At 36.1% G+C, this 21,701-nt stretch carries 21 protein-coding genes; 4 read left to right on the top strand and 17 right to left on the bottom strand.

The genetic code is table 11. The features are described from left to right. From RTW14_RS02390 to RTW14_RS02325, 14 genes are all read right to left on the bottom strand, one after another. A partial coding sequence (locus RTW14_RS02390; RefSeq protein WP_312647961.1) for a vWA domain-containing protein occupies positions 1–1,884 on the bottom strand: 1,884 nt, incomplete at its 3' end. 26 nt (positions 1,885–1,910) lie between these two features. Continuing rightward, a complete protein-coding gene (locus RTW14_RS02385) occupies positions 1,911–2,681 on the bottom strand; it encodes a hypothetical protein (RefSeq protein WP_312647959.1) in 771 nt (256 codons plus the stop codon). Positions 2,682–2,698: 17 nt separating this feature from the next. Then, the gene (locus RTW14_RS02380) at positions 2,699–3,193 is read right to left on the bottom strand and encodes a hypothetical protein (protein WP_312647957.1); all 495 of its coding nucleotides are present in this window, start codon (positions 3,191–3,193) and stop codon (positions 2,699–2,701) included. A 589-nt stretch (positions 3,194–3,782) separates the two neighbouring features. Continuing rightward, positions 3,783–4,355, bottom strand: coding sequence for a phosphate propanoyltransferase (locus RTW14_RS02375; RefSeq protein WP_312647955.1), 573 nt, complete (start codon positions 4,353–4,355; stop codon positions 3,783–3,785). Between the two features lie 85 nt (positions 4,356–4,440). Then, entirely contained in the window at positions 4,441–4,977 is a 537-nt protein-coding gene (hpt, locus tag RTW14_RS02370) for a hypoxanthine phosphoribosyltransferase (protein WP_312647954.1), read from the bottom strand. Beyond that, positions 4,977–5,318 (bottom strand): YkvA family protein, encoded by a 342-nt coding sequence (locus tag RTW14_RS02365; RefSeq protein WP_312647952.1) that lies wholly within the window; start codon positions 5,316–5,318, stop codon positions 4,977–4,979. The genes hpt and RTW14_RS02365 overlap by 1 nt, the downstream gene beginning before the upstream one ends. Before the next feature lie 26 nt (positions 5,319–5,344). Then, positions 5,345–5,950: a ribosome biogenesis GTP-binding protein YihA/YsxC gene (yihA, locus tag RTW14_RS02360; protein ID WP_312647950.1), complete on the bottom strand. Its 606-nt coding sequence runs from the start codon at positions 5,948–5,950 to the stop codon at positions 5,345–5,347. Between the two features lie 40 nt (positions 5,951–5,990). Beyond that, positions 5,991–8,282, bottom strand: coding sequence for an endopeptidase La (gene lon, locus RTW14_RS02355; RefSeq protein ID WP_334308158.1), 2,292 nt, complete (start codon positions 8,280–8,282; stop codon positions 5,991–5,993). 254 nt (positions 8,283–8,536) lie between these two features. Next, complete coding sequence (gene clpX / locus RTW14_RS02350; RefSeq protein ID WP_312647947.1) at positions 8,537–9,814, bottom strand: ATP-dependent Clp protease ATP-binding subunit ClpX; 1,278 nt, start codon at positions 9,812–9,814, stop codon at positions 8,537–8,539. Positions 9,815–9,829: 15 nt separating this feature from the next. Next, on the bottom strand, positions 9,830–10,414 hold the full coding sequence (gene clpP / locus RTW14_RS02345) for an ATP-dependent Clp endopeptidase proteolytic subunit ClpP (RefSeq protein WP_312647945.1): 585 nt from the start codon (positions 10,412–10,414) through the stop codon (positions 9,830–9,832). A gap of 101 nt (positions 10,415–10,515) precedes the next feature. After that, a complete protein-coding gene (gene tig / locus RTW14_RS02340) occupies positions 10,516–11,799 on the bottom strand; it encodes a trigger factor (protein ID WP_312647943.1) in 1,284 nt (427 codons plus the stop codon). Between the two features lie 307 nt (positions 11,800–12,106). Then, positions 12,107–12,772, bottom strand: coding sequence for a CYTH domain-containing protein (locus RTW14_RS02335; RefSeq protein WP_312647941.1), 666 nt, complete (start codon positions 12,770–12,772; stop codon positions 12,107–12,109). 107 nt (positions 12,773–12,879) lie between these two features. Further along, the gene (locus tag RTW14_RS02330) at positions 12,880–13,290 is read right to left on the bottom strand and encodes a hypothetical protein (RefSeq protein ID WP_312647940.1); all 411 of its coding nucleotides are present in this window, start codon (positions 13,288–13,290) and stop codon (positions 12,880–12,882) included. Between the two features lie 26 nt (positions 13,291–13,316). Then, positions 13,317–13,658 (bottom strand): hypothetical protein, encoded by a 342-nt coding sequence (locus RTW14_RS02325; protein ID WP_312647939.1) that lies wholly within the window; start codon positions 13,656–13,658, stop codon positions 13,317–13,319. 336 nt (positions 13,659–13,994) lie between these two features. Between RTW14_RS02325 and RTW14_RS02320 the strand changes: the two genes are divergently transcribed. Together RTW14_RS02320 and RTW14_RS02315 are read left to right on the top strand one after the other, a co-directional pair. Beyond that, complete coding sequence (locus tag RTW14_RS02320) at positions 13,995–14,582, top strand: accessory gene regulator B family protein (protein WP_312647938.1); 588 nt, start codon at positions 13,995–13,997, stop codon at positions 14,580–14,582. Next, the gene (locus RTW14_RS02315; protein WP_312647936.1) at positions 14,567–14,701 is read left to right on the top strand and encodes an AgrD family cyclic lactone autoinducer peptide; all 135 of its coding nucleotides are present in this window, start codon (positions 14,567–14,569) and stop codon (positions 14,699–14,701) included. Before RTW14_RS02320 ends, RTW14_RS02315 begins: the two co-directional genes overlap by 16 nt. Here RTW14_RS02315 and RTW14_RS02310 read toward each other — a convergent pair. From RTW14_RS02310 to RTW14_RS02300, 3 genes are all read right to left on the bottom strand, one after another. After that, positions 14,693–15,964, bottom strand: a complete 1,272-nt coding sequence (locus RTW14_RS02310; protein ID WP_312647934.1) for a sensor histidine kinase — start codon at positions 15,962–15,964, stop codon at positions 14,693–14,695. The genes RTW14_RS02315 and RTW14_RS02310 overlap by 9 nt on opposite strands. Before the next feature lie 4 nt (positions 15,965–15,968). Continuing rightward, positions 15,969–16,721 carry a LytR/AlgR family response regulator transcription factor gene (locus RTW14_RS02305; protein ID WP_312647933.1) on the bottom strand — a complete coding sequence of 251 codons (753 nt, stop codon included), beginning with the start codon at positions 16,719–16,721 and terminating at the stop codon, positions 15,969–15,971. 163 nt (positions 16,722–16,884) lie between these two features. Further along, positions 16,885–18,186 (bottom strand): peptidoglycan-binding protein, encoded by a 1,302-nt coding sequence (locus RTW14_RS02300; protein WP_312647931.1) that lies wholly within the window; start codon positions 18,184–18,186, stop codon positions 16,885–16,887. Positions 18,187–18,243: 57 nt separating this feature from the next. Between RTW14_RS02300 and RTW14_RS02295 the strand changes: the two genes are divergently transcribed. Next, positions 18,244–19,971, top strand: coding sequence for a S8 family peptidase (locus tag RTW14_RS02295; protein WP_312647929.1), 1,728 nt, complete (start codon positions 18,244–18,246; stop codon positions 19,969–19,971). Further along, positions 19,968–21,659 (top strand): S8 family peptidase, encoded by a 1,692-nt coding sequence (locus RTW14_RS02290; protein ID WP_312647928.1) that lies wholly within the window; start codon positions 19,968–19,970, stop codon positions 21,657–21,659. The genes RTW14_RS02295 and RTW14_RS02290 overlap by 4 nt, the downstream gene beginning before the upstream one ends. Positions 21,660–21,701 lie beyond the last annotated feature (42 nt).

Below are 21,701 nucleotides of genomic sequence, written 5' to 3'. Positions count from 1 at the left end.
ACCTTTCATTGAAACTCGGTACTGTACTGTTTTACTATCCATTGCATTTGTATACGTTGGGTTAGCCTCTGTCCAGTCAGTTCCATTTACACTGTATTCAATCTTTGCTCCTGATGGTGCATCTACTTTTATCCCATGAGCTGTTCCATTATAGATTCCTTCATAGCCTTCTGCTTTTACACCGGGTACATCCTCAAGAGTTCTCCACTGCGCAGTCAACACTGTGTTTTCCGTAAGGGTACTTCCGCTTGCCACATTACGACCACTGGCGTCTTTCCAACCATCAAATATGCAGTTTATAGGAGCCGTAAACTCATTGCCCTTTACTGTTAGTTCACTTCCTACATAAGCTGTGTCCGGTTTCATTGTTCCCGTTCCAGCTCCTGCATTATATATTATGGTAAATTTATCCTTTTCATGTGCTGTAAATGTTGCCTTAAAACTCATTGGCTGCGTCACGCTGCCTATATTGTCTATTGTATAGCCTGCGTGTTCATCTACTGGCACCCAGCCTGCAAAAGTATAGATTTCACTAGCTGTTTCCAGTTTCATTGGATTTCCTGGTTTTGTCGCTGCTGCTCCCTCGTCTACATTCTGAGTCTCCCCAAGTTGTGTTTTTCCATCTTCATTATAGAACTTAACTGCATACTGAGTCTTTGTTCTCTCGATTATTGGTTTTTCATTACTTGGATTTATATTGCTGACGTCTACAGTCCTTACAGCACCATCTTCCGCTATATAACTTGCTCCCGCACTTTCATTTGTTACAAATTGCTGATACTTATCAATATACTCCTTATTTAATCGGACAATAATGTCAAGAGTATCCCCTTCAGGGCTAAAGTTATTTAACGTCCATGTCACAGTTTTCCCATCTGAAGCTAATGACGCCGCTCCGCTTGTTGGTTTTTTCACTTCGACAACATCAAAAAATTCTTGGTTAATAACATCTTTAACCGTTACTTGCGAAGTAATTGTCTTAGCTATATCACTAAATGTATCAGATAAATCACTTGGATTTGTTACATTATTGTGATATTTAGAAGTTGGGCTAGAGGCATACTTTTTCAGAACATTACTTGCTCCGTTGTCTAAAGACAAACCAATTGTATAAACATTCGCTTTATCTTTTATAATCTGTTTATACGACTCTCCTTCTAAACCACTGTCTGGCTTGCCATCGGACAAGAAAATCACATAGACAGGTTTTGAGTCACCACTGCTTGCCTGTAGGCTATCTATATACTGATTTGCTTTTTTTAAAGCTGCAGTATAATTTGTACCTTTTTGTATTGGATCCCACATATTTGACGGTTCCGGTGTTTCCAAGCCGTCTACTAAATTCAATATTTGATTTTTATTACTAGTAGCGTCTACGGTATATCCTTTTCTCACATCACTATCAAATGCAACAAATGCAACCTTATTATTACTATCAGCATTAGGGATAATAGTATTTAATGATACTCCTAAGGCTTCTTTTGCAAGGGTCCATCTGTTAACATTTACCATATGGGTACAAGTGCTAGGCTTATCATCATAATACCTTTCACCACAAGCATCACATTCATAATAAGAATGCTCGAACCATGGCTTATGCTTCGTAAAACTTGTGCTTCCGCACTGCTTCGTAACTCCTGAGTCATAACCCATACTACCAGAATAGTCCATAACAACTACTACATCTGCTCCTGGATTATTTACTTCTATAGGAGACCCTTTTGTCTGTAAAGTAATCTTTGCAGTGCCTTCTTTAGCATCAATCCATTGAGCTGTTTTCAATAATTCCGGACTAATCTTAGTATCTGCGAAAGCTACTGGGGGAATAAGCGTCATACACATTACTATTACTAGTAATAGTGCTAACCTTTGTTTTATTTTCATACATTAACCTCCATCACTTAATCGCATTAATCATTCAAGGAACCACCTTCAGTATCTTCCGTAGCACGTTCTTTCTTAACGATTTGATATTCCAAAACTACAGTTTTATTTAAATCATCAACCTTGACAGTTCTAATGTCAGAAATACATTTAACTTCTTCTGTTTCATTTACTAGAGCTGAAATATCATAATCAGAACCCATTGCTATCCCATTAATGATATCAGTGTGCTCTAACTGGCCATCATCCAGTTTTAGAATATGGGTTACAGTCAGTGTTGCTGGCTCAACTACAATAGCAGGCTCTGTAACCACTGCCTCCTCTACTACAATAGCCGGTTCTGTAGCCACTGGCTCTTCAACCACAACAGCCGGTTCTGTAGCCACTGGCTCTTCAACCACAACAGCCGGTTCTGTAGTCACTGGCTCTTCAACCACAACAGCGGGCTCTGTAACCACTGGCCCTTCAACCACAACAACTGGTTCCTCAGCTGTTGGCTTCTCAGGCACAGGCTCTTGCGCTACTGGTCCCTCTGCTTTTGGTTCTAGTGCAGGCTTTTCAACTACATCTTTGTCTGTTTCCGGTAAATTCCCACTTTCGTCTTTTACCGTAACCTTGTTCTGCTCTGCATTTTCATTACTTTGAACTGTACTAATTATTTCGTTGTTCGTTGTTACTGACTCTACCGCACCAGTTGCAACTGCATTATCAGCTATATCCGCCGCAAATGCACTTGAAGGTATGCCAACTGCAACTACTAAAGCAACTAATGCTGCTCCCATTCGTTTTCTTCGCATTCCATAAAACTCCCTTCTTAAATAATATTTTGTTCTAGCCCAATTACGTTAGCTTCATATCCTTGTTCGCATGCACTGTCTATGATTTTGATTAGCTCCAATGCACTTCTAAAATTAAGTTTTTGCTTCTTTTCTACCCATTGGACTGTACCCTGCCAACTGGCATTTTGTCTGAATTTTATTTGCAATATGAAAGTAGCCTTTTCACCGCTTTCACTACCAGTATCAAATTTTCTCATTGCTTTTTTTGCCTCCCTTATTTCGGTTCTATTGAGAGCAACGATTTTGTCTTCATTTCTAAATCCCCTTATATTAGTACTTGCACCTGGGCATTGTACAGCATCCATTATTTCTTCTATCATTATTAACATTTGATGTATGTCTCTAAACCTAATAGAATTAACTTTGTTGTAGCCAGAATATATTCGTCCTACTAACGCCCCCTCTATGCACTTGTCTATGCAGACTAAATAATTAGGTAGAAATGTCGTTATTGTTTCTAATTCTCCCATATTTTTCCCCTTTTATTAATGGATTATTACATATTTATCCTACATGTGCATTATTACATCTGATAGTCACAAACCGGTCACATTTTTACTTATTTAAATAATTTTTTTATATTTCTTAGCTCTTCGGTCACAAACTGCTCTTTTCTCAGATTTTCGTTACATTTTTTGTGACTTTTACTATTATATCTGAATTTTTACAAATTTTAATCCGGGAATTTATTCCTTTTATCGACCCTATATATAATTGTGCGAAATAAATGCTAAAATATGTAACTAATTTTTTTAAGATAACAAAAACTAAAAATAAGACTCTAAATGAAATGATTATAAAACTTATATATCTCATAGAGTCTTAATTAATTGGTAAATATATTGTGCATTTTTAATCTATAACTTTATCAAGATTACTGCATATTATTGTACTACTATCTATTACCCATTTGCTAGTGTGTATCATAACAAAATATCTGATACCTTCAATGATTTTTCGACGTTTATTGACTAAAATAAAAAAAGCAAGCTCTTGTCTGATACCAAAAAAAGATATCATTTCCAGCTTGCCTCTAATTTTTAGTTATATTGTGAAAAACTATTTTATAATTGTACAGACTGAATCAGGACCGCAGCCTGCTGCATTTCCTTCGTCAGTATCAAGATGTACTTCTCTTTCGTGAGCATCTCCTGAACGAACTAGAACATTGTCAAATACAAGTCCTCTTTCACCTTCAAGTTTTATGCTTACGATGTCTTTATCCTTAACGCCTGCTTCAGCAGCCTGTGCTGGTGAAAGATGAACGTGTCTAAGGGCAACCATTACACCATGATCAAGTTCTACTTCCCCACAAGGTCCAATTAGCTTACATCCAGGTGTTCCTTCAAGCTTACCAGATTCTCTTACAGGTGCTTTAATTCCGATAGTTCTTGCATCAGTCATAGCAAGTTCTATCTGAGTTTCAGGTCTAGCAGGTCCAAGAACTCTAATACCTTTTAAAGTCCCCTTAGGTCCTACGATATCCACTTTTTCTTCACAAGCAAACTGTCCTGGCTGTACAAGATCCTTAGTGGGAGTAAGTTTATGTCCTGCTCCGAATAGTGTCTCAATATCTGCATCTTTTAAGTGCAGGTGTTTGTTTGATAAACCAATTTTTACTTCATAGCTCATTTTTGTGTTCTCCTTTATGTATAATAATAAAATGCCTTATCCAAACAAATGTTTAGAAAGGCATAAAACTAATCAAAAGATATTTCTAGCTTTCTAAAAAACTTATATATGGTAAGTTTCTATATTTCTGGTCATAGTCAAGACCATAACCAATAATAAATTTATCCTCTACTGTAAATCCTATATAATCAGCTTCTAATTCAATGCGTCTGCCACAAGGCTTATCTAAAAGCGAACAAATCTTAATGCATTTTGGATTTCTGCCTTCAAGATTTTGCTTTAGGTATTTTAATGTAATACCTGAATCTACAATATCTTCAACAATAATTACATTTCGTCCTTCAATGGATGTATCTAAATCTTTTAAAATCCGAACTACTCCAGAGGTTTTAGTTGATGCTCCATAACTTGAGCATGCCATAAAATCAATCGCACAATCCAATTTAATATTCTTCACAATATCTGCCATCCAAAGAACTGCACCCTTTAAAATTCCTACAACAAGAACTTCCTGGCCTGCAAATTCCTCTGAAATCTGAGTTCCTATTTCCTCAGCCCTTTTTAAAATCTGCTCCTGCGTAATCATTACAGTTCCTATTTTATCCTGATAATTATTTTCCATCAATCTGACTCCTTGTTATCATGCACATTAACTTCATAAGTTGCGTCATCTATTATATTTTTGTCTTTATATTTCTTTGACAGGTCCTCTGTCTTTTCTCCTACCCAGTATTTGTCTAATACATCCTTTAAGTGCCATAAAATCCAAATCCAGACTACTAAATCATCCATCCATGCTATAGGAAAAAGCACAGGAGGAATTAAGTCTATGGGAGAGACTAAATAAATTATACCCAAAACAATCAAGAGTTTCTTTCTTAAAGGTACAGATTTATCCTTCATCATAAACTTTATTGCTTTAATTCTTTTGAAGATAACATTGAAACCAATAAATTGATACATCTAAGTTCTCTCCTCTGGTTTTACCACTATTCAGTTACACTTGCAGAGGCTTCTATCAGTTGTTCAAGCTCATCAAGCAGCATGTCATAACCAGTCTTTTTCAAAGTTGAAACAGGTATAACCTTATCCTCTGCAGATAACCCCAATGTCTTTTTTATAACACTTATACATTTTTGCTTTTCGTTTGTAGATACCTTATCAGCCTTAGTTGCAACAACAATGCCATCTAATCCAAAGTGCCTTAAATATTCATACATTTGAACATCTTGTACTGACGGAGCATGTCTGATATCAACCAGCTGTATAACCTTTAAAAGCGTTGGCCTTCCTTCAAGATACATCTCTATCATTTCACCCCAGCCCTCAGACTGTGACCTTGAAATCTTCGCATATCCATAACCGGGCAAATCAACGATTCTAAACTCATCATTGATTCTATAGAAATTGATTGTTCTTGTTTTTCCAGGATTTCCACTCGTTCTAGCAAGGTTTCTTCTATTGGTTAAAAGATTCAAAAGCGAGGATTTTCCAACATTTGACCGCCCCGCAAAAGCAATCTCTGGCACATTTGCCTCGGGATATTGGCTAGGCTTTACTGCAACAGTCTCAATATCTGCCTTCTTTATAATCATATCACTTTTCCTTAATTCTTTCAATGTACTTGATTATTATTTACTTAACAAGTGCATGTTCAAGAGCATCATCTACTGTTCTAATTAATACAAATTCTAGTTTCTTTCTTATATTTGCAGGTATATCGTCAATATCTCTTTCATTATCTGTAGGTAAAAGGATCTTGGTAATCCCTGCTCTGTGAGCCGCAAGAACTTTTTCCCTAATGCCGCCTACAGGTAAAACTTTTCCTCTCAGTGTTATTTCACCAGTCATAGCAACATCCTTTCTAACAGGCGTGCTGGTTAGTGTTGAAATAATAGCTGTGCACATAGTCACACCGGCAGAAGGACCATCCTTTGGAGTAGCGCCCTCTGGTATATGAATATGCAAATCCTGACTCTTATAGAAATCTTCAGCTATACCAAGCTTATTTGCTATAGACCGGATATAACTAATTCCAGCCTTAGCAGATTCCTGCATTACTTCTCCAAGCTGACCTGTTAAAACAAGTTTTCCTGTACCAGGAACGCATGTAGTTTCAATAAATAAAGTATCTCCACCTACAATGGTCCAAGCCAGACCTGTTGTCACACCAATCTCATTTTCACCTTGAATAATGTCGTACCTGTATTTCTTTTTACCTAAATAGCTTTCTAAGTTTTTAGGAGTTATCCTGTAGTTTCTTTCCTTGTTTGTGACTATTTTTCTTGCAACCTTTCTGCAAAGGTTAGCAATTTCCCTCTCAAGATTTCTTACACCAGATTCTCTAGTGTAGTAATTTATTAAATCACGAACAGTAGTCTCTGAGATACTTATATCTGCCGGCTTCAATCCATGCTCCTTAATCTTCTTCGGAATTAAATAATTTTCAGAAATATTTACTTTCTCTTCTTCTGTATACCCTGAAACATGAATAACTTCCATTCTGTCCAATAGTGGCCTTGGAATAGTGTCAATGGTATTAGCAGTAGTTATAAACATCACCTTGGAAAGATCAAATGGAATTTCCAAATAATGATCCATAAAGTCTTTATTCTGTTCAGGATCAAGAACTTCTAGTAACGCCGAAGCTGGGTCACCCTTAAAATCTGCACCGATCTTATCTACTTCATCAAATAAGAATACCGGATTATTTGTACCTGCATCCTTTATGCTTGATATTACTCGACCTGGAATGGCACCAATATAAGTTCTTCTGTGTCCTCTAATTTCGGCCTCATCACGAACGCCGCCTAATGACATTCTTACAAAGTCTCTATTAATAGCCCTTGCAACTGATTTTGCTATAGAAGTCTTCCCAACTCCTGGAGGTCCAACCAAGCAAAGTATAGGGCCTTTAATACTATTTGACAGCTGTATTACAGCTAAATATTCCAGAACTCTTTCCTTAACTTTTTCAAGTCCGTAATGATCTGCATTTAAAATCTTTTGCGCTTTTTTCAAATCAATATTTGATTTGGCAGACTTGTTCCATGGTAATGCTAAAATAGTTTCCACATAGGTTCTAATAATGCCACTCTCTGAAGACGAAGGCGGTAATTTACTAAACCTTTTAATTTCCTTGCTGACCTTATCTGCAGTTTTAGCAGGAAGTTTCAACTTTTTAAGCTGTTTATTCCAATTATCTACTTCATCTTCTACATCTTCTGTCTGTCCAAGTTCCTCTTGTATGACACGAAGCTGTTCTCGCAGATAGTATTCCTTTTGGTGTTTATTGATAGCAGTTTTAAGCTTTATATTAATGTCCTGCTCAATATTCAGAATTTCGATTTCCCTAATCAGGATTCCGTTAACCTTTTCTAGTCTTACATCTATATCGTAACATTCTAATATTTCCTGTTTTTCTTCAGCTCTAATAGAAATGTGGGAAGTTATCAAGTCTGCTAATCTTCCTGGCTGATTTATAGATGCAATACTTGAATACACATCCTTTGAAGTTTTTGTATTAAGAGACAAATACGCTTCAAAACTAGAAAGAGCTGCTCTCATTAATGCAGAAGTCTTTGGCGGAATGTCTTCTGTCTCATCATCAGGGGTAGCTATTACTTTGCATTTAAAGTATGGTACTTCAAGAACAACATCTTTGATTTCTCCTCTGCTTACTCCCTCCACTAAGACCCTGATTGAATCCCCTGGAAGTTTTAACATCTGCTTAATCTTAGCGATAGTACCTACATGATAAAAATCATTTATGGTAGGTAAGTCCGTATTTTCATCCTTCTGGGTTGCCAGAAAAATCTGCTGATTCATAATCATAGCCTTCTCTAAGGCATTTATAGACTTTTCCCTGCCAATATCAAAATGAAGAACCATACTAGGAAAAACAGAAAGTCCTCTGAGGGGAATCATTGGTAATACACGGCTGCCATCTTCACTTTCTTCCTCAAGCTCCTCAGTACTTTGATCGTTTTCGCTATCCGTTTCCTCTAACCCTTCATAATCTTCAAAATCAGAAAGTAAGCGATCTGATTCATCAAGCGCTTTTTCTAATTCATCTTTTAATTTATCTAAAATATCTTTCTTTTTTTGATCAGTCATATATTATCCTCCTGCATATCATTTTAAACAAAATAAGGCGACATAATTGCCGCCTGTTATTTCTGTTATGATGCAGATTCTGTATTTTCTTCTTTGCTCGAATCTACAAGCACCAATGTTGGCATTATGTCATTATCAATTGTGCCCTTTGTAATGATGCACTTACGTACATCGCTTCTTGACGGAATTTCATACATAATGTCTGTCATAATACGTTCCAGTATACTTCTAAGACCTCTTGCTCCTGTTTTTCTTTCAATAGCCTTTTCAGCAACGCGTTCAATGGCATCAGCTTCAATTTCAAGCTCAACATCATCCATAGAGAACAACTTTTTATACTGCTTTAATAAAGCATTCTTCGGCTCTGTTATAATACGAACAAGTGCATCCTTGGAAAGTTCCTCCAAGGTCACAATAACTGGAAGTCTTCCAATAAATTCAGGTATCAATCCGTACTTCATTAAATCTTCAGGCTGAATCTTCTTTAAAAGTTCTTTAATCTCAACCTCTTTATCATTGATTTCAGAATTAAATCCAATAGTTTTTTCACCGATACGTCTTTGTATTACTCTATCCATGCCATCAAAGGCACCTCCACAAATAAACAATACGTTTGTTGTGTCAAACTGTATAAAATCCTGATGGGGATGCTTTCTTCCTCCCTGAGGTGGAACGCTTGCAACAGTACCCTCAAGTATTTTCAAAAGAGCCTGCTGAACTCCTTCTCCACTTACGTCTCTAGTAATAGAAGGATTATCTGATTTTCTTGCAATTTTGTCTATTTCATCAACATATATTATGCCCCGTTGAGCCTTCTCTATGTCGTAATCTGCGGCTTGAATTAGTTTTAATAATATATTTTCAACGTCTTCTCCAACATAACCCGCTTCAGTTAAAGCTGTAGCATCTGCGATAGCAAAAGGAACATTTAAAATTTTTGCTAAAGTCTGAGCCAATAAGGTTTTTCCTGAGCCTGTTGATCCAATCATAATAATGTTACTTTTTTGGATTTCGACGCCATCATTATCTTTTTTGTTCAAAGCGTTAATTCTTTTATAATGATTATATACGGCAACTGCCAGCGCTTTTTTTGCATCATTCTGCTCGATAACATAGTCAGATAGAATTTGAGCGATTTCCATAGGTTTTAGAAGCTTAAATCCTTCGTCTATTTTCTTGTCCTTATCCATAGACGCAAATTCTTCAGTTATGATATCCTGACAAAGCTCTATGCACTCATCACAGATATACACCCCTGGACCTGCAATTAATCTTCTTACCTGGTCCTGAGGTTTTCCGCAAAAGGAGCACTTTAGCTGCTTGCTTTCGTCATATTTGGTCATAATTGTCCCCCTTAGTTATGGTCTAAATTCAATTACCTTATCAATTAAGCCGTAGTCTGCGGCTTCTGCTGCGCTTAAGAAATTGTCTCTATCTGTATCTCTTTCAATTCTTGCTAAATCCTGACCCGTATTGTTACTTAAAATGGTATTTAGCTTTTCTCTAGTCTTTAATATCCAGTCAGCATGAATCTTAATATCTGATGCCTGACCATTCACACCGCCTAACGGCTGATGAATCATTACTTCCGCATTTGGAAGGGCAAATCTCTTGCCTTTTGTCCCTGAAGATAATAAGAATGCGCCCATACTTGCTGCCATACCGATGCATATAGTAGATACATCTGGTTTAATATACTGCATAGTGTCATATATAGCCATCCCTGCTGTAACAGATCCCCCTGGACTATTAATATAAATACAAATATCTTTTTTAGCATCTTCTGCTTCTAAGAACAATAGCTGTGCAACCACCAGGCTTGCCACATGCTCGTCAATGGCTTCTCCAAGAAATATAATTCTATCTTTTAATAATCTTGAATAAATGTCGTAGGAGCGTTCACCTTTTCCAGTGTTCTCGATGACATAAGGTATCATTGGCATATTCACTGTACCCCCTTCTTATTTGTACTTTGTTTTTTCATACTTAGATATTATGTGCAGCTGATTCCTATTTTAACCAACTGCACATAAAATTTTTATTCTTATTTAATTACTGCATTGTCAAATGTAAAGTCAACAGCTTTTCTCATTTTAATATCTTTTTCAAGAGCTGCAAAGTTTTCAGCACCAAGCATTGACTTAATCTGTTCTACTTCAAGCTTATACTGGATGGACATTAATTCAAGTTCCTTATCCAGTTCTTCTGGAGTAACTTCAATCTTTTCAGCATCAGCGATAGCAGAGATTAACATTCTAGTCTTGGTCTTCTTCGTAGCATCTTCTCTTAATTCTTCTCTGAAGTCCTTCGCTTCTTTTCCAAGATATTGGAAGTATTTTTGAAGGTCTAGTCCCTGATATCTTAACTGCTGGTCAAATTCCTGCATCATATTATCAATTTCATCTTCAACCATAACTGCTGGAACTTCAATTTCATTAGCATTAAAAATCTTTTCTAATACTGCATTTTTCATTTCGCTAACAGCAGCAGCTTCAGCTGACTTTTCAAGTTTTTCTCTAGTTTCTTTCTTTAATTCTTCCAGTGTATCACATTCACTTACATCCTTAGCAAAATCATCATTTAGCTCTGGCTTTTCTTCTTCCTTAATTTCATGCACTTTACACTTAAATACAGCTTCCTTACCTGCAAGATCTTCTGCATGGTATTCTTCAGGGAATGTTACAAGAACATCCTTTTCATCCCCAGCACTGCATCCCACTAACTGTTCTTCAAATCCAGGAATAAATGTGTTTGAACCAATCTTTAATGGCTGTCTTTCAGCAGTACCACCTTCAAACTGTTCCTCTCCAACAAATCCTGAATAATCAATAAGAACTGTATCGCCTTCCTTTGCAGGTCTTTCAGCGATAACCATTCTTGCATTTCTACTCTGTAATGCCTCTAATTCTTTGTTTATATCTTCATCAGTTACAGCATTTTCAACTTTCTCAATTTCAACGCCCTTGTAATCTTTTACTTCAAATTCAGGGTAAGCAGTTACTGTAATAGTAATTGTGAATCCTTCACCCTTCTTAATTTCACTGAAGTCAGCATTTGGTTTGTCTATAACATTGATGTTTAGTTCGTCAAGAGCTTTAAAGTAGTTCTGTGAGAATAGGTTATTAATAGCATCTTCAAAGAAAACGTCTTCACCGTAATGTGTTTCAATTAACTTTCTTGGTGCCTTTCCCTTTCTGAAACCATCAATAGCAAACTTGCCTTTGTTTTCCTGATAAGCTGCAATAACAGCGGCATCAAATTCTTCACCTGTAAATTCCATCGTAAGCTTTACATCGTTCTTTTCTCTTGAAATAAATGTTGATTTCATTCTATTATTTTCCTCCTAAATATTAAACCCCGCTACTTATATATTATATATACCTCTTTAGTCCTCGGGTAATCAGTCTGTCTGCTTTTTGTGTACATTATGAATCCTTACACATAATGCACATTATTATACCTCGTAAAGGGCTTAAAGTAAAGAAATATAGCAAAAATACCTTACAAAAACTTAAAACAATCATCTTAACAGTCCAAAAACTATTAATAAACTAAAAAATGGCCTTTTTGCATAGCCATTTAATTAGTTTATTACCATTTTTCATAAAAATATAAACTTTTTTTATATCTTTTTATTATCTATCAAACCCTAAAAGTGTAAGCCCCCTAGCATATTTACTCCTTGTTTCTGGTTCTAGTCCATACTTTTCGGCTATAATCTTTGTTACAGCCTCTAAAGCTCCCTGCTCCCCTGAAAATAATTCGATCTCGATTTCACAAATAGGATCTGTCCCCTTATCTGTAATAATCTCTCCATTATCTAAGGACACTTCCATGATACCACTTCCATTGTCAATTCTAAACCTGCTCCTCACAAAATTGGTTTCCATAATGCTGTGAAGCTTTTTAAATCCAATTAAAGCAATCACTTCCTGACCAATTTCACTTTCCTTAAAAATCTGTGGATCAGGCATGATAAAACACGCTTCATCATCTACTGGAACGTTCACTTCTTCCCTTATATGCAGTCCACCTTCATTCTTGCCTTTCCACTTGAGCGTAGCAACAATTCTAGTACCCTCCATGCGCACACGAAGTGCAATGTCGTTCTTTGAAAGAACAAAGTCTTCTGTATCAAAATACGCAGCCTTCATCAATATCTTTTCTCTTGTATCCGACTCTTCAATACTTAAAAGATACTCATCATCCCAAATGCTTGCGGCAGTTTCTTTATCCCCTATGCCGTATTTCATTTCAATTTCCATATTTGTACCTTTACTTTCTAATGCTCTGTAATCCATCTAATATGTGCTCGTCTTAAAGACTATACAAATCACGTAAAGGTTATGATAACACTTTTTACAAAAAAAATCAAGGGGTTTACGATTTATCTTACATTTTTTTACATTTAAATCGAGCGTACAATTTCATCCATGACCAGTTCTGTATTTTTAGGTAAATTCACTTCTCCTGGATAAATTTTTTTATTTTCAGAACTGTAATTAAATCCTTTCATCTCTTTATCCTTACCGTTATAGAATATAATTCGATAGCTTTGTTCTTTTCCCTTTGTTATGTCCCCCAATCCGGATGTAAAAAATACCTGCATATGAAATTGTCGATTTACTTTTTCTAATATTTCTTTTGATGTAATGACGATTTCTTGCTGTGCTGGGGTTCTAACAATCACTTTTTCTACTTTTTGATCCGCTTTTAAATGATAATAAACATTTGCAAAAGCATTACAAATTATCATATAAAATATAATGAAACGAATCATAAAAAAAACAAATTTGTGGTTTCTGATATCTTCAAACATTTATCTTCTAATCCCCTATTTTTTCTCTATTTTTCCCCTATTTTAGTTACTCCCATACAGGCAGCATCTTTAATAAATATAGCATCTATAATCGTAACCTTTAGTCCCAATGGATATAAGGCAAAACTAAGAACGATTACATTCATAGTTGCGTTAAATAATACAAATAAAAAAATAATATATGCCACATTAAAAATGCAAAAAAATTTGTCAAACTTGCTATCTTGCAATTGAACATTGTTGTCGTTTTCATTTTGGGTGTAATCATGTTTAATATCTCTTAACAAATATAATATGTATGCCACTGTCTGCATGACCGGATAAAATACATACAGATTGTCAAAATTCTTGACATTTATGATGGCCATAAGAGGACAACTCAATAAATAAAATAATGACAAAAACAGAGAAAAATATACCAAATCATTTCACCCTTCCCACATTTACCAATTTGCATTTAAATATAAAAACAAATTTTATTTTTCATATATTAGCTTTCGTTATCATCATACATATTTGCTATTTTTTTTCAACCTTTTACGTATAAGATGTTGTCTGGAGCGTATGAAATGTGCAAAAATCACATTTCATACACTCCAGACAACATTTCATACATAAGTTATTGATTTTTTTGTAAAAAGAACTATGATTATGTCAAAAGCACATATCATGAAGGGGTAATGATATAAAGAAGGTAGGCGCATATGAAAAGTATTTCTGAAGCATATATTATAAAATTACAGGAAAATAATATAACAGACGAACTAGGCATCATTAAAATAAGATATGCGTTGGCTGTTCTAAAAAATGAGTTAATTAAAACCTTTATTTTGATTTGTATTTTCGCCTTAATCGGCCAGTTAGAAGCGTTTTTAGCTGTTATGCTATTAATCCTTCCTATTCGGGTCAGTACCGGCGGCCTACATTTCAAAAAAAACATTCCTTGTTTTTTATTCAGCTTAGGATATTTTATCTCTGCTATTTGTATACTTCCAGCGTTGCAGTTTGGAGAACTTACATACTATATTCTTTTAGCATTGAGTATTTTCATTATCTGCATTTGTCCGTTAGCTCCTTCCGAGCAGCGGCCTATAATAAGCAGAAAAAAGTATCTGCAGAACAAATACTTTTCACTTCTCTATCTCGTTATATTTACTTTAATTTTATTGGTTTTTATAAAAAACCAAGGAATTATCATCATGAGTATATGGGCTTTATTTTTACACGCTATTGAATTGTTATTTTTAAAATTACACAAGAGAAAGGATGATTTAACATGTTTAAAAAACTAAAAACAGTATTGATGAGTTCAAGTGCATTATTTTTAATTGGAGTAGCAACTTCAGCCATTTCTGTTGCATCAGTAAATCTTCATGGAGAACCTGAGTGTCCAAAAGAATTACTAAAATAAAACTTCAACAATAAATTTATTTTCTTCATGGAAAATATTAAATTTTCCATGGTACTTAAAGGTGATAGTTTTGACATTTTGTAACCCATAGCCACGTCTTTCACCGACTTTAGTACTACTATTCTTATTGGGAGAAATACTTACTTGTCCGCTCTTCTCTACAAAGTAGGTATTTCTCACTTCAATTTGTTTTTTATTCTCCTTTTCACTAATGCACAGCATGACGATACGTTGTTCTTCTTCTAGCTCATCAACGTATTCAAAAGCATTGTCCAATAAGTTTCCAATTATTTGAACTATTTCATACGTCTCACAAGGGAACTGCGGAAAGATACCACTAGGAATATAAAATAACTGAATTCCTCGTTTTTCAGTTTCCTTCCTTTTCGAATAAAGCAAAGCATTTACCACCCCGTTTCCCGTGTTGATAGAAACGGTGGTCTTTTTTCTGTTTAATTCTTTTTCTTTTAACGCTTCAATATACAGCTCAATTTCCTTCACGGCCTGCTTTTCTTCCTCATATTCACATAAGCTTTGAATAGCCTGCAAATGCTTATTAAAATCATGTTTTTCGCTGTAGAGGCCATCTAACAGGTTTTCTGTGGTTTCCATGTACTGTTCATGTAACCGTATATTTTCTTTCTGTCTTCTGTTTTCAATTAATTTTTTTAATAAAAATGAACATAATAAAAACCATATGGCAGTATAGGCCGAAATAACAGCAGATTGGCGAAATACAAGTTCATTGTTACTTTTCCATAAAAACACTTCAATCATACTAAAGCAAAATAATGTTACTGCAATTAAATAAAACTCCTCCTGATATTTTTCATAAAAAAATTGAACTTTTATCTGTAGCTTACGGTTTAAACCCAATAAAACACATATTATAAAAGTAATAAAAAGTTGAATGCATCTATTTATAAAATCCAGTGATTCAATCCCCTGTACTTTATAAAACAACATTACCAAAACATGTTCAATTAATATGGTAATCGCTGTTGCAAAAATCATCTCGAATAAAATATTAAAGATACTTCGTTTAACCGTAATGTTCAAGCCTATAATTATTATAACGTAAACAACTATTGAAATAGAAGGTGTATCCATTAAATCTAATACACCTATCATTACTGACATAATCGCTATAGATGTTAAAAGTTTAATTTTACTTTTAAAATACTGCTGACTAAATAAACTCATTAAAATGACAGTGTTTAAAATCTCTACAAATGACCCAAATATATCTTCCTTAAAACTCATTTTGCTATCCCTTCTTTTCTGTAATCCATGTTCCAATCTTTTCATCAATTAACTCATAATACTTGTTGCTGATATATAATTTATGCTCTGAATTTAGCAAAGTAATGGTCCAAAGTCTATAATTCTGCCTTTCTATTTGTTTAATTTTTTTAATGTTTACAGCATAAGATTTATGGCATTGTATAAAATAAGGGTCATCTACATCATTGACGAGTTCTTTTAAGACAATAATACTGCTCTTAAAAGGTTCCTCCTGCAACTCCGTATACAGGTAACAATGCCTATTGGAAATCTCTGCATAGACTATTTGATCTATGGGTATTAATATTTCTTTATTGACATCAGGATACAACAGCATTCTGATTCTAAATCTTTTCTGTTTTTCTACTGATATGTTTTTAATTAGCATAGCAATTTTTTTATGAAAGTCTCTTGAGCTAAAGGGTTTTATTATGTAATCATAGCAATGGAATTGTTTAAAAGCTTCTAATTGATTTTTTTCATATCCTGTTATAAACATAATTAATGTTAAAGCGTAGTCCGGTAAATTTCTTATCCGGCCTGCCAATTCAAGTCCACTGATTCCTGGCAGCTCTATATCTAAGATGAATATATCAACGTGATTGTCCCTTAGAATTTCCAAAGCCCCTTCTCCAGACAAAGCATAACAAACTTGAACGCCCTCAATTTTCTCTAAAACATTTTTATAAAGTAACAGATCCTTCTCGGAGTCTTCTACCACTAAAATTCTAATCATTCTTATCCTCTGTTCACCCTTAATCAACTAAAATACCTATTTAGTAAATTGTACCATAAATTACAATCCCATAAAACCCAATAAATTACACATTTCAACAAAAAAACAGAAACTAAAATTATATTCCTATTTTGGTTTCTGCTTTTTCTTATTTTATGTCTGCTTAATATCTGTATGGTTCGTATATATTATGAAAATTTCTAAATGCTGGTTCTGCAATTCTTGTAACAGCCACATATATACCTGATATACGATACCATGTTGCAAAATCAACAACACCTGTAACGGGCATATTAAAAATCTGTTGAAAAGTCTTTACCGCATCGGCAGTACTTTGGCCATACACGCCATCCACTTTCACCTTACTTATTGCTGGATAATTGTTGGAAATGGCATTTAATTGCTCTTGTATGGTTCTTACCGCTGGTCCGGTGGACCCTATGGTAAGAGCTGTACCTGGAAAAGACATCGGAACACCTTCTACTCTTTCTGCCTGCTGAAGAAAAATTTCATATCCATAATAATTTCTAAGGATACTTAAGGAATCATATCCCTGATCGCCTAAATCTTTTGAACCCCATTGGGTTAACCCTCTTTCACACTGTGTCCTTACTCCGTCACAAAACTGAGTAAACAGTGGCTGCCTGATTTCTGGTTTAGTGATATAAGTTGTAAAGATTTCATCAACAACGGTTGAAATTTCCTGAAAAACATTTCTCCCATTCACAAACGCCTGATCGTATGCTGTTGAGTTTGTAATAGTAAAATTATATCCTTTACCTCTATACCATTCGGTATACACTCTGTTAAGCACAAAGGATAGTATGGCTAAAACATTAGCTTTTATGGTTTCTCTGGGCCATGTTGAATAAATTTCAGAACTTGCCACATTTTTAACATAGTCTTTAAAAGCCACCCATACGTTACCTGCAGAAGTATCTTCTGGGACTCCCAAATGAACTACAACAAATTCCGGAACAACAGGTGCGGGTAGCACAATAAAACCACCCGCATCGGGCAAAGGTTTTACCTCGGCTTCTGGTATTTTAGGTGGGAAGATTCCCCACAATGTATGTTCTTCAATAGGAATAATCTGAGTAGCCGAATCTGTTTGTACTAATGGTTTTAAACGAACTGACTGCAGCGCCTTACTTTGCGGCAATATTTGTACGCCTTGTATATCCACAGTCTCAAAACCCTCTGCACTAACAGTTAAATCATACTCACTATAAGGCTTCCCTGTTTCTGGATTCAAGGAAAATTCCAATGGCGGCGCTCCCAAATCCACAGTTTCAGTCTGCCCGGATGAATCCGTATATAGTTCTTCAACCATAGTAGAATCATATTTTCGTAGAACCTCTATTTTTACATTACTTATAGGCATCGCTTGCTCTTCTATAGCTACGCTGACCTGTAGCTGCCCCTGGTCTATTAACTGATTTTTGAAGTAATTGAAATTTCTCATATTTTACACCCCTCCCAAATATAATATGTATATGCTTTATGAAAGAAGGTAATGTCTATGATCCGCTCACCTTTTATTCCAATTGACCAGCTTACACGATTCGAATCAGATGAATCCAGTGAAGGGGACCTTATTGAAGTTATCGTAAAATACAGTGGAGATGTGCTGGCAGTCGGAGCTGCGCTTGATGCCTTTGTAGAAATACTGGATACGAATTATGCCATTTTTACTATATCATTAAAAAACTTAGAACAGCTTTATGGTTATGACCAAATCGAATACATCGAATTGCCTAAAAATCTTACTTATTTTCTGCGTAAAAATTTAGAGAGTTCCTGTATTTCCCAAGTGCAGAGGCAGAACTCCTTTGGGTTAACCGGGGATGGTATTTTAATTGGTATCATCGACTCTGGCATCGACTACACACATCCTGACTTCCAAAATCAAGATGAAACAACTCGGATATTATTTTTATGGGATCAGACTCTAGACGGGGCTCCACCTGAAGGCTTTAGAAATGGGTCTGAATTTACCAAAACACAAATTGATGAAGCTCTAGACAGCGATACCCCTTATACATACGTCCCTAGTACCGACTATGTGGGTCATGGCACAGCAGTAGCTGGAATTGCGGCAGGAAATGGAAACTCTTCTGATGGCGTTGAAAGAGGGGTTGCTCCCAATGCTTCCCTAATCGTCGTGAAATTAGGACATAAAGGAAGCGCTTCTTTTACTCGAACTACCGAGATTATGAGAGCTGCTAAATACATTTCAGATAAAGCCCAGCAACTAAATATGCCAGTTTCCATCAATATAAGCTATGGAACAAGTAACGGCTCTCATTTGGGCAACTCTCTTTTTGAAAATTATCTAACCAATGTGTCGCAGCGCTGGAGATCCAGCATTACTGTTGCTGCAGGAAACGAAGGTTCTTCAGGTCATCATTATAGCAAAGTACTGACCCAAGGGGCTATGGATACGGTTGAGTTTTCTATTTCAGACAACATTCCGAGGCTTTACATGACTATATGGAAAAATTTTGTTGACACAATGTATTTTGAGGTTATTTCACCAAGTGGCAGATCTACAGGCATAATAACCCCGTTACAGCGTGTCACCCGGTTCACTTTAGACGACGTACTTGTCTCTGTTTTATATGGTCAGCCTAATCATTATAATCCAGAACAAGAAATATATATTTTATTTAGAGGTGTTAGCAAACCCATATCAGGAGGTTTATGGAGCATCAGAGTACGTGGCGTGGAAATTTCCTACGGATTATTTGATATGTGGCTTCCCAGTTTAGAAGAAGTGGGTCAAAATACGTCCTTTCTGCGACCAGCTGTAACAAACACTATTACTCTCCCTGCAACTGCGCAAAATGTCATATCAGTAGGAGGATATAATTCAACGCTCAATAGCATCGCTGATTTTACAGGCCAAGGGACTATAAGGAATATAGACTTTATCAAACCTGATTTAGTAGCACCGGCTGTAGATATCCTTACCACTCGCACAGGTGGAGGCTATGATGTCTTTACTGGCACTAGCGTTGCTGCGCCTTTTGTTACAGGTTCTGCTGCATTAATGATGGAGTGGGGTCTGCTTCGTGGTAATGATCCGTTTCTTTACGGACAACGGATAAAAGCATTTTTATGGAAAGGTGCAGAAAGATCTACTAACATTACCTATCAAAATCCAATATGGGGATATGGCACTTTAAGCTTATGCAATACCATGGATTTACTTGTTGAATACAATCAGGCGGGAGGTGCATTTTCGTGAGTGACGATATCCTATATTCACAGGACATTGTAGACTTTATCATAAGGAAAGATTCTTATTATGATAATTTCATATTAGAACACCCCGGCCTTATAACTACTCATACTATAAAGGATACATTTATACTATGCTATGCAAAGTTAAAGGACTATTTAGAGATGGGAAAATATATGGGGACCGACTATATAAATAGTATCCCAAATGTTTTAGGGCTTTTAGATCAAGAAAGTCTGGAATCTGCTGGAATTATACAAGTTCAACAGCAGCCTAACCTAAACCTTAATGGCAGAGATGTACTGATTGGCTTTGTGGATACTGGTATTGATTATACGCAGGATATCTTTAAATATGAAGATGGTACCAGCAAAATCAAATATATATATGATCAAAGTATACCTGGAAATCCACCAATTGGTTTTCCCCTTGGCACAGAATATACAAATGAACAAATCAATGCCGCCCTAACCTCCGATACCCCTTACGAAATGGTACCACATAGGGACACCTCTGGTCATGGTACATTTTTAGCGTCTGTATCGGCAGGACGTTCTGTTGGTGACTTCATAGGTGCGGCCCCGGATTCTGAAATAATCATGGTAAAACTCAAAAAAGCATACCCTTTTTATCTTGACCGATTTGCAGTGCCAGCAGAACAGGAAAATGCTTTTGAAACTTCCTCTGCGATGCTTGGGGTTGAATATATCATTGAGAAATCTGTGGAACTTAACCGCCCTGTAGTTATATGTTTTGGGCTTGGCTCAAATTATGACAGCCATGATGGCTTCGGACCTCTTGAAGAATATTTATTTAATGTTTCTAATATCCCGGGAATTTGTGTATGTGCTGCGGTAGGTAACGAAAGCCAGGCAAGACATCACTACTTTCAACAGTTTTCCCAGGAGGGGACACCTGAAAATATTGATATAAAGGTAGGCGAAAATGCTGGAGATATATTTGTTGTTATTACAAACAGAATTTGCGACCGAATTTCTGTATCTGTCCGCTCTCCAGCAGGAGAGCTTATTGGCCGCATACCCGCCAAAGCGGCATATACGTTTACAACCAGGCTCGTTCTTGAACCCTCCCAATTAACCATTGAATATTATTTTCCAGTTGAAGGCAGTGGGGATCAGGTCACCTTAATAAAAATCCGGGACGCTGCTCACGGGGTTTGGACGATAACTGCCTACGGGGATATCATCATAGATGGAAGAATTAATGCCTGGCTGCCATTAACTGGTTTTGTTTCGCCTTCTGTTGAATTTTTATCATCAAACCCTTTCAGCACCATTGTATCACCTTCTGCCGGGTACGGCCTGATACACTGCGGCGCTTACAACAGCCTCCGTAACAGTCTCTACCCCAAATCCTCCTGGGGACCTACCAGATTAGAATCTGGCGCCCCTGATTTATTAGCCCCTGGCTATCAGGTAGGTGGATTCTATCCTACTGGTTATGGGACCATGGATGGAACAAGTGTTGCCACCGCCATCACCTCTGGTGCTTGCGCTCTACTGCTTCAATGGGCATTTACAGAAGGAAATGATTTTGGGTTTTGTACCCCTTTAATTAAAGCTTATCTGATTCGTGGCTGCAGCCGTAGTGATTTATTGGAATATCCAAATCCTCAATGGGGATTTGGCACCTTAAACTTAATGCAGTCGTTTTTTTATATGCGTGAATTGTAAAGACCCTATGCTTGTATATATCCGAACTGGAGGTACCTTTTT

It is taken from the genome of Aminipila sp. (assembly GCF_032051575.1).
Taxonomy (GTDB): domain Bacteria; phylum Bacillota; class Clostridia; order Peptostreptococcales; family Anaerovoracaceae; genus Aminipila.
This window is presented reverse-complemented; position numbering and strand designations above follow the sequence as displayed.

Coding starts and splice junctions, on each gene's coding strand:
- hpt (WP_312647954.1), bottom strand. CDS start 4,977: ATGGAAAATAATTATCAGGATAAAATAGGAACTGTAATGATTACGCAG.
- RTW14_RS02320 (WP_312647938.1), top strand. CDS start 13,995: ATGAAAAGTATTTCTGAAGCATATATTATAAAATTACAGGAAAATAAT.
- lon (WP_334308158.1), bottom strand. CDS start 8,282: ATGATTCCCCTCAGAGGACTTTCTGTTTTTCCTAGTATGGTTCTTCAT.
- RTW14_RS02315 (WP_312647936.1), top strand. CDS start 14,567: ATGTTTAAAAAACTAAAAACAGTATTGATGAGTTCAAGTGCATTATTT.
- RTW14_RS02380 (WP_312647957.1), bottom strand. CDS start 3,193: ATGGGAGAATTAGAAACAATAACGACATTTCTACCTAATTATTTAGTC.
- clpP (WP_312647945.1), bottom strand. CDS start 10,414: ATGCCAATGATACCTTATGTCATCGAGAACACTGGAAAAGGTGAACGC.
- RTW14_RS02305 (WP_312647933.1), bottom strand. CDS start 16,721: ATGATTAGAATTTTAGTGGTAGAAGACTCCGAGAAGGATCTGTTACTT.
- RTW14_RS02365 (WP_312647952.1), bottom strand. CDS start 5,318: ATGTATCAATTTATTGGTTTCAATGTTATCTTCAAAAGAATTAAAGCA.
- RTW14_RS02295 (WP_312647929.1), top strand. CDS start 18,244: ATGATCCGCTCACCTTTTATTCCAATTGACCAGCTTACACGATTCGAA.
- RTW14_RS02385 (WP_312647959.1), bottom strand. CDS start 2,681: ATGCGAAGAAAACGAATGGGAGCAGCATTAGTTGCTTTAGTAGTTGCA.
- RTW14_RS02310 (WP_312647934.1), bottom strand. CDS start 15,964: ATGAGTTTTAAGGAAGATATATTTGGGTCATTTGTAGAGATTTTAAAC.
- RTW14_RS02375 (WP_312647955.1), bottom strand. CDS start 4,355: ATGAGCTATGAAGTAAAAATTGGTTTATCAAACAAACACCTGCACTTA.
- tig (WP_312647943.1), bottom strand. CDS start 11,799: ATGAAATCAACATTTATTTCAAGAGAAAAGAACGATGTAAAGCTTACG.
- yihA (WP_312647950.1), bottom strand. CDS start 5,950: ATGATTATAAAGAAGGCAGATATTGAGACTGTTGCAGTAAAGCCTAGC.
- RTW14_RS02330 (WP_312647940.1), bottom strand. CDS start 13,290: ATGTTTGAAGATATCAGAAACCACAAATTTGTTTTTTTTATGATTCGT.
- RTW14_RS02300 (WP_312647931.1), bottom strand. CDS start 18,186: ATGAGAAATTTCAATTACTTCAAAAATCAGTTAATAGACCAGGGGCAG.
- RTW14_RS02325 (WP_312647939.1), bottom strand. CDS start 13,658: ATGGCCATCATAAATGTCAAGAATTTTGACAATCTGTATGTATTTTAT.
- RTW14_RS02335 (WP_312647941.1), bottom strand. CDS start 12,772: ATGGATTACAGAGCATTAGAAAGTAAAGGTACAAATATGGAAATTGAA.
- clpX (WP_312647947.1), bottom strand. CDS start 9,814: ATGACCAAATATGACGAAAGCAAGCAGCTAAAGTGCTCCTTTTGCGGA.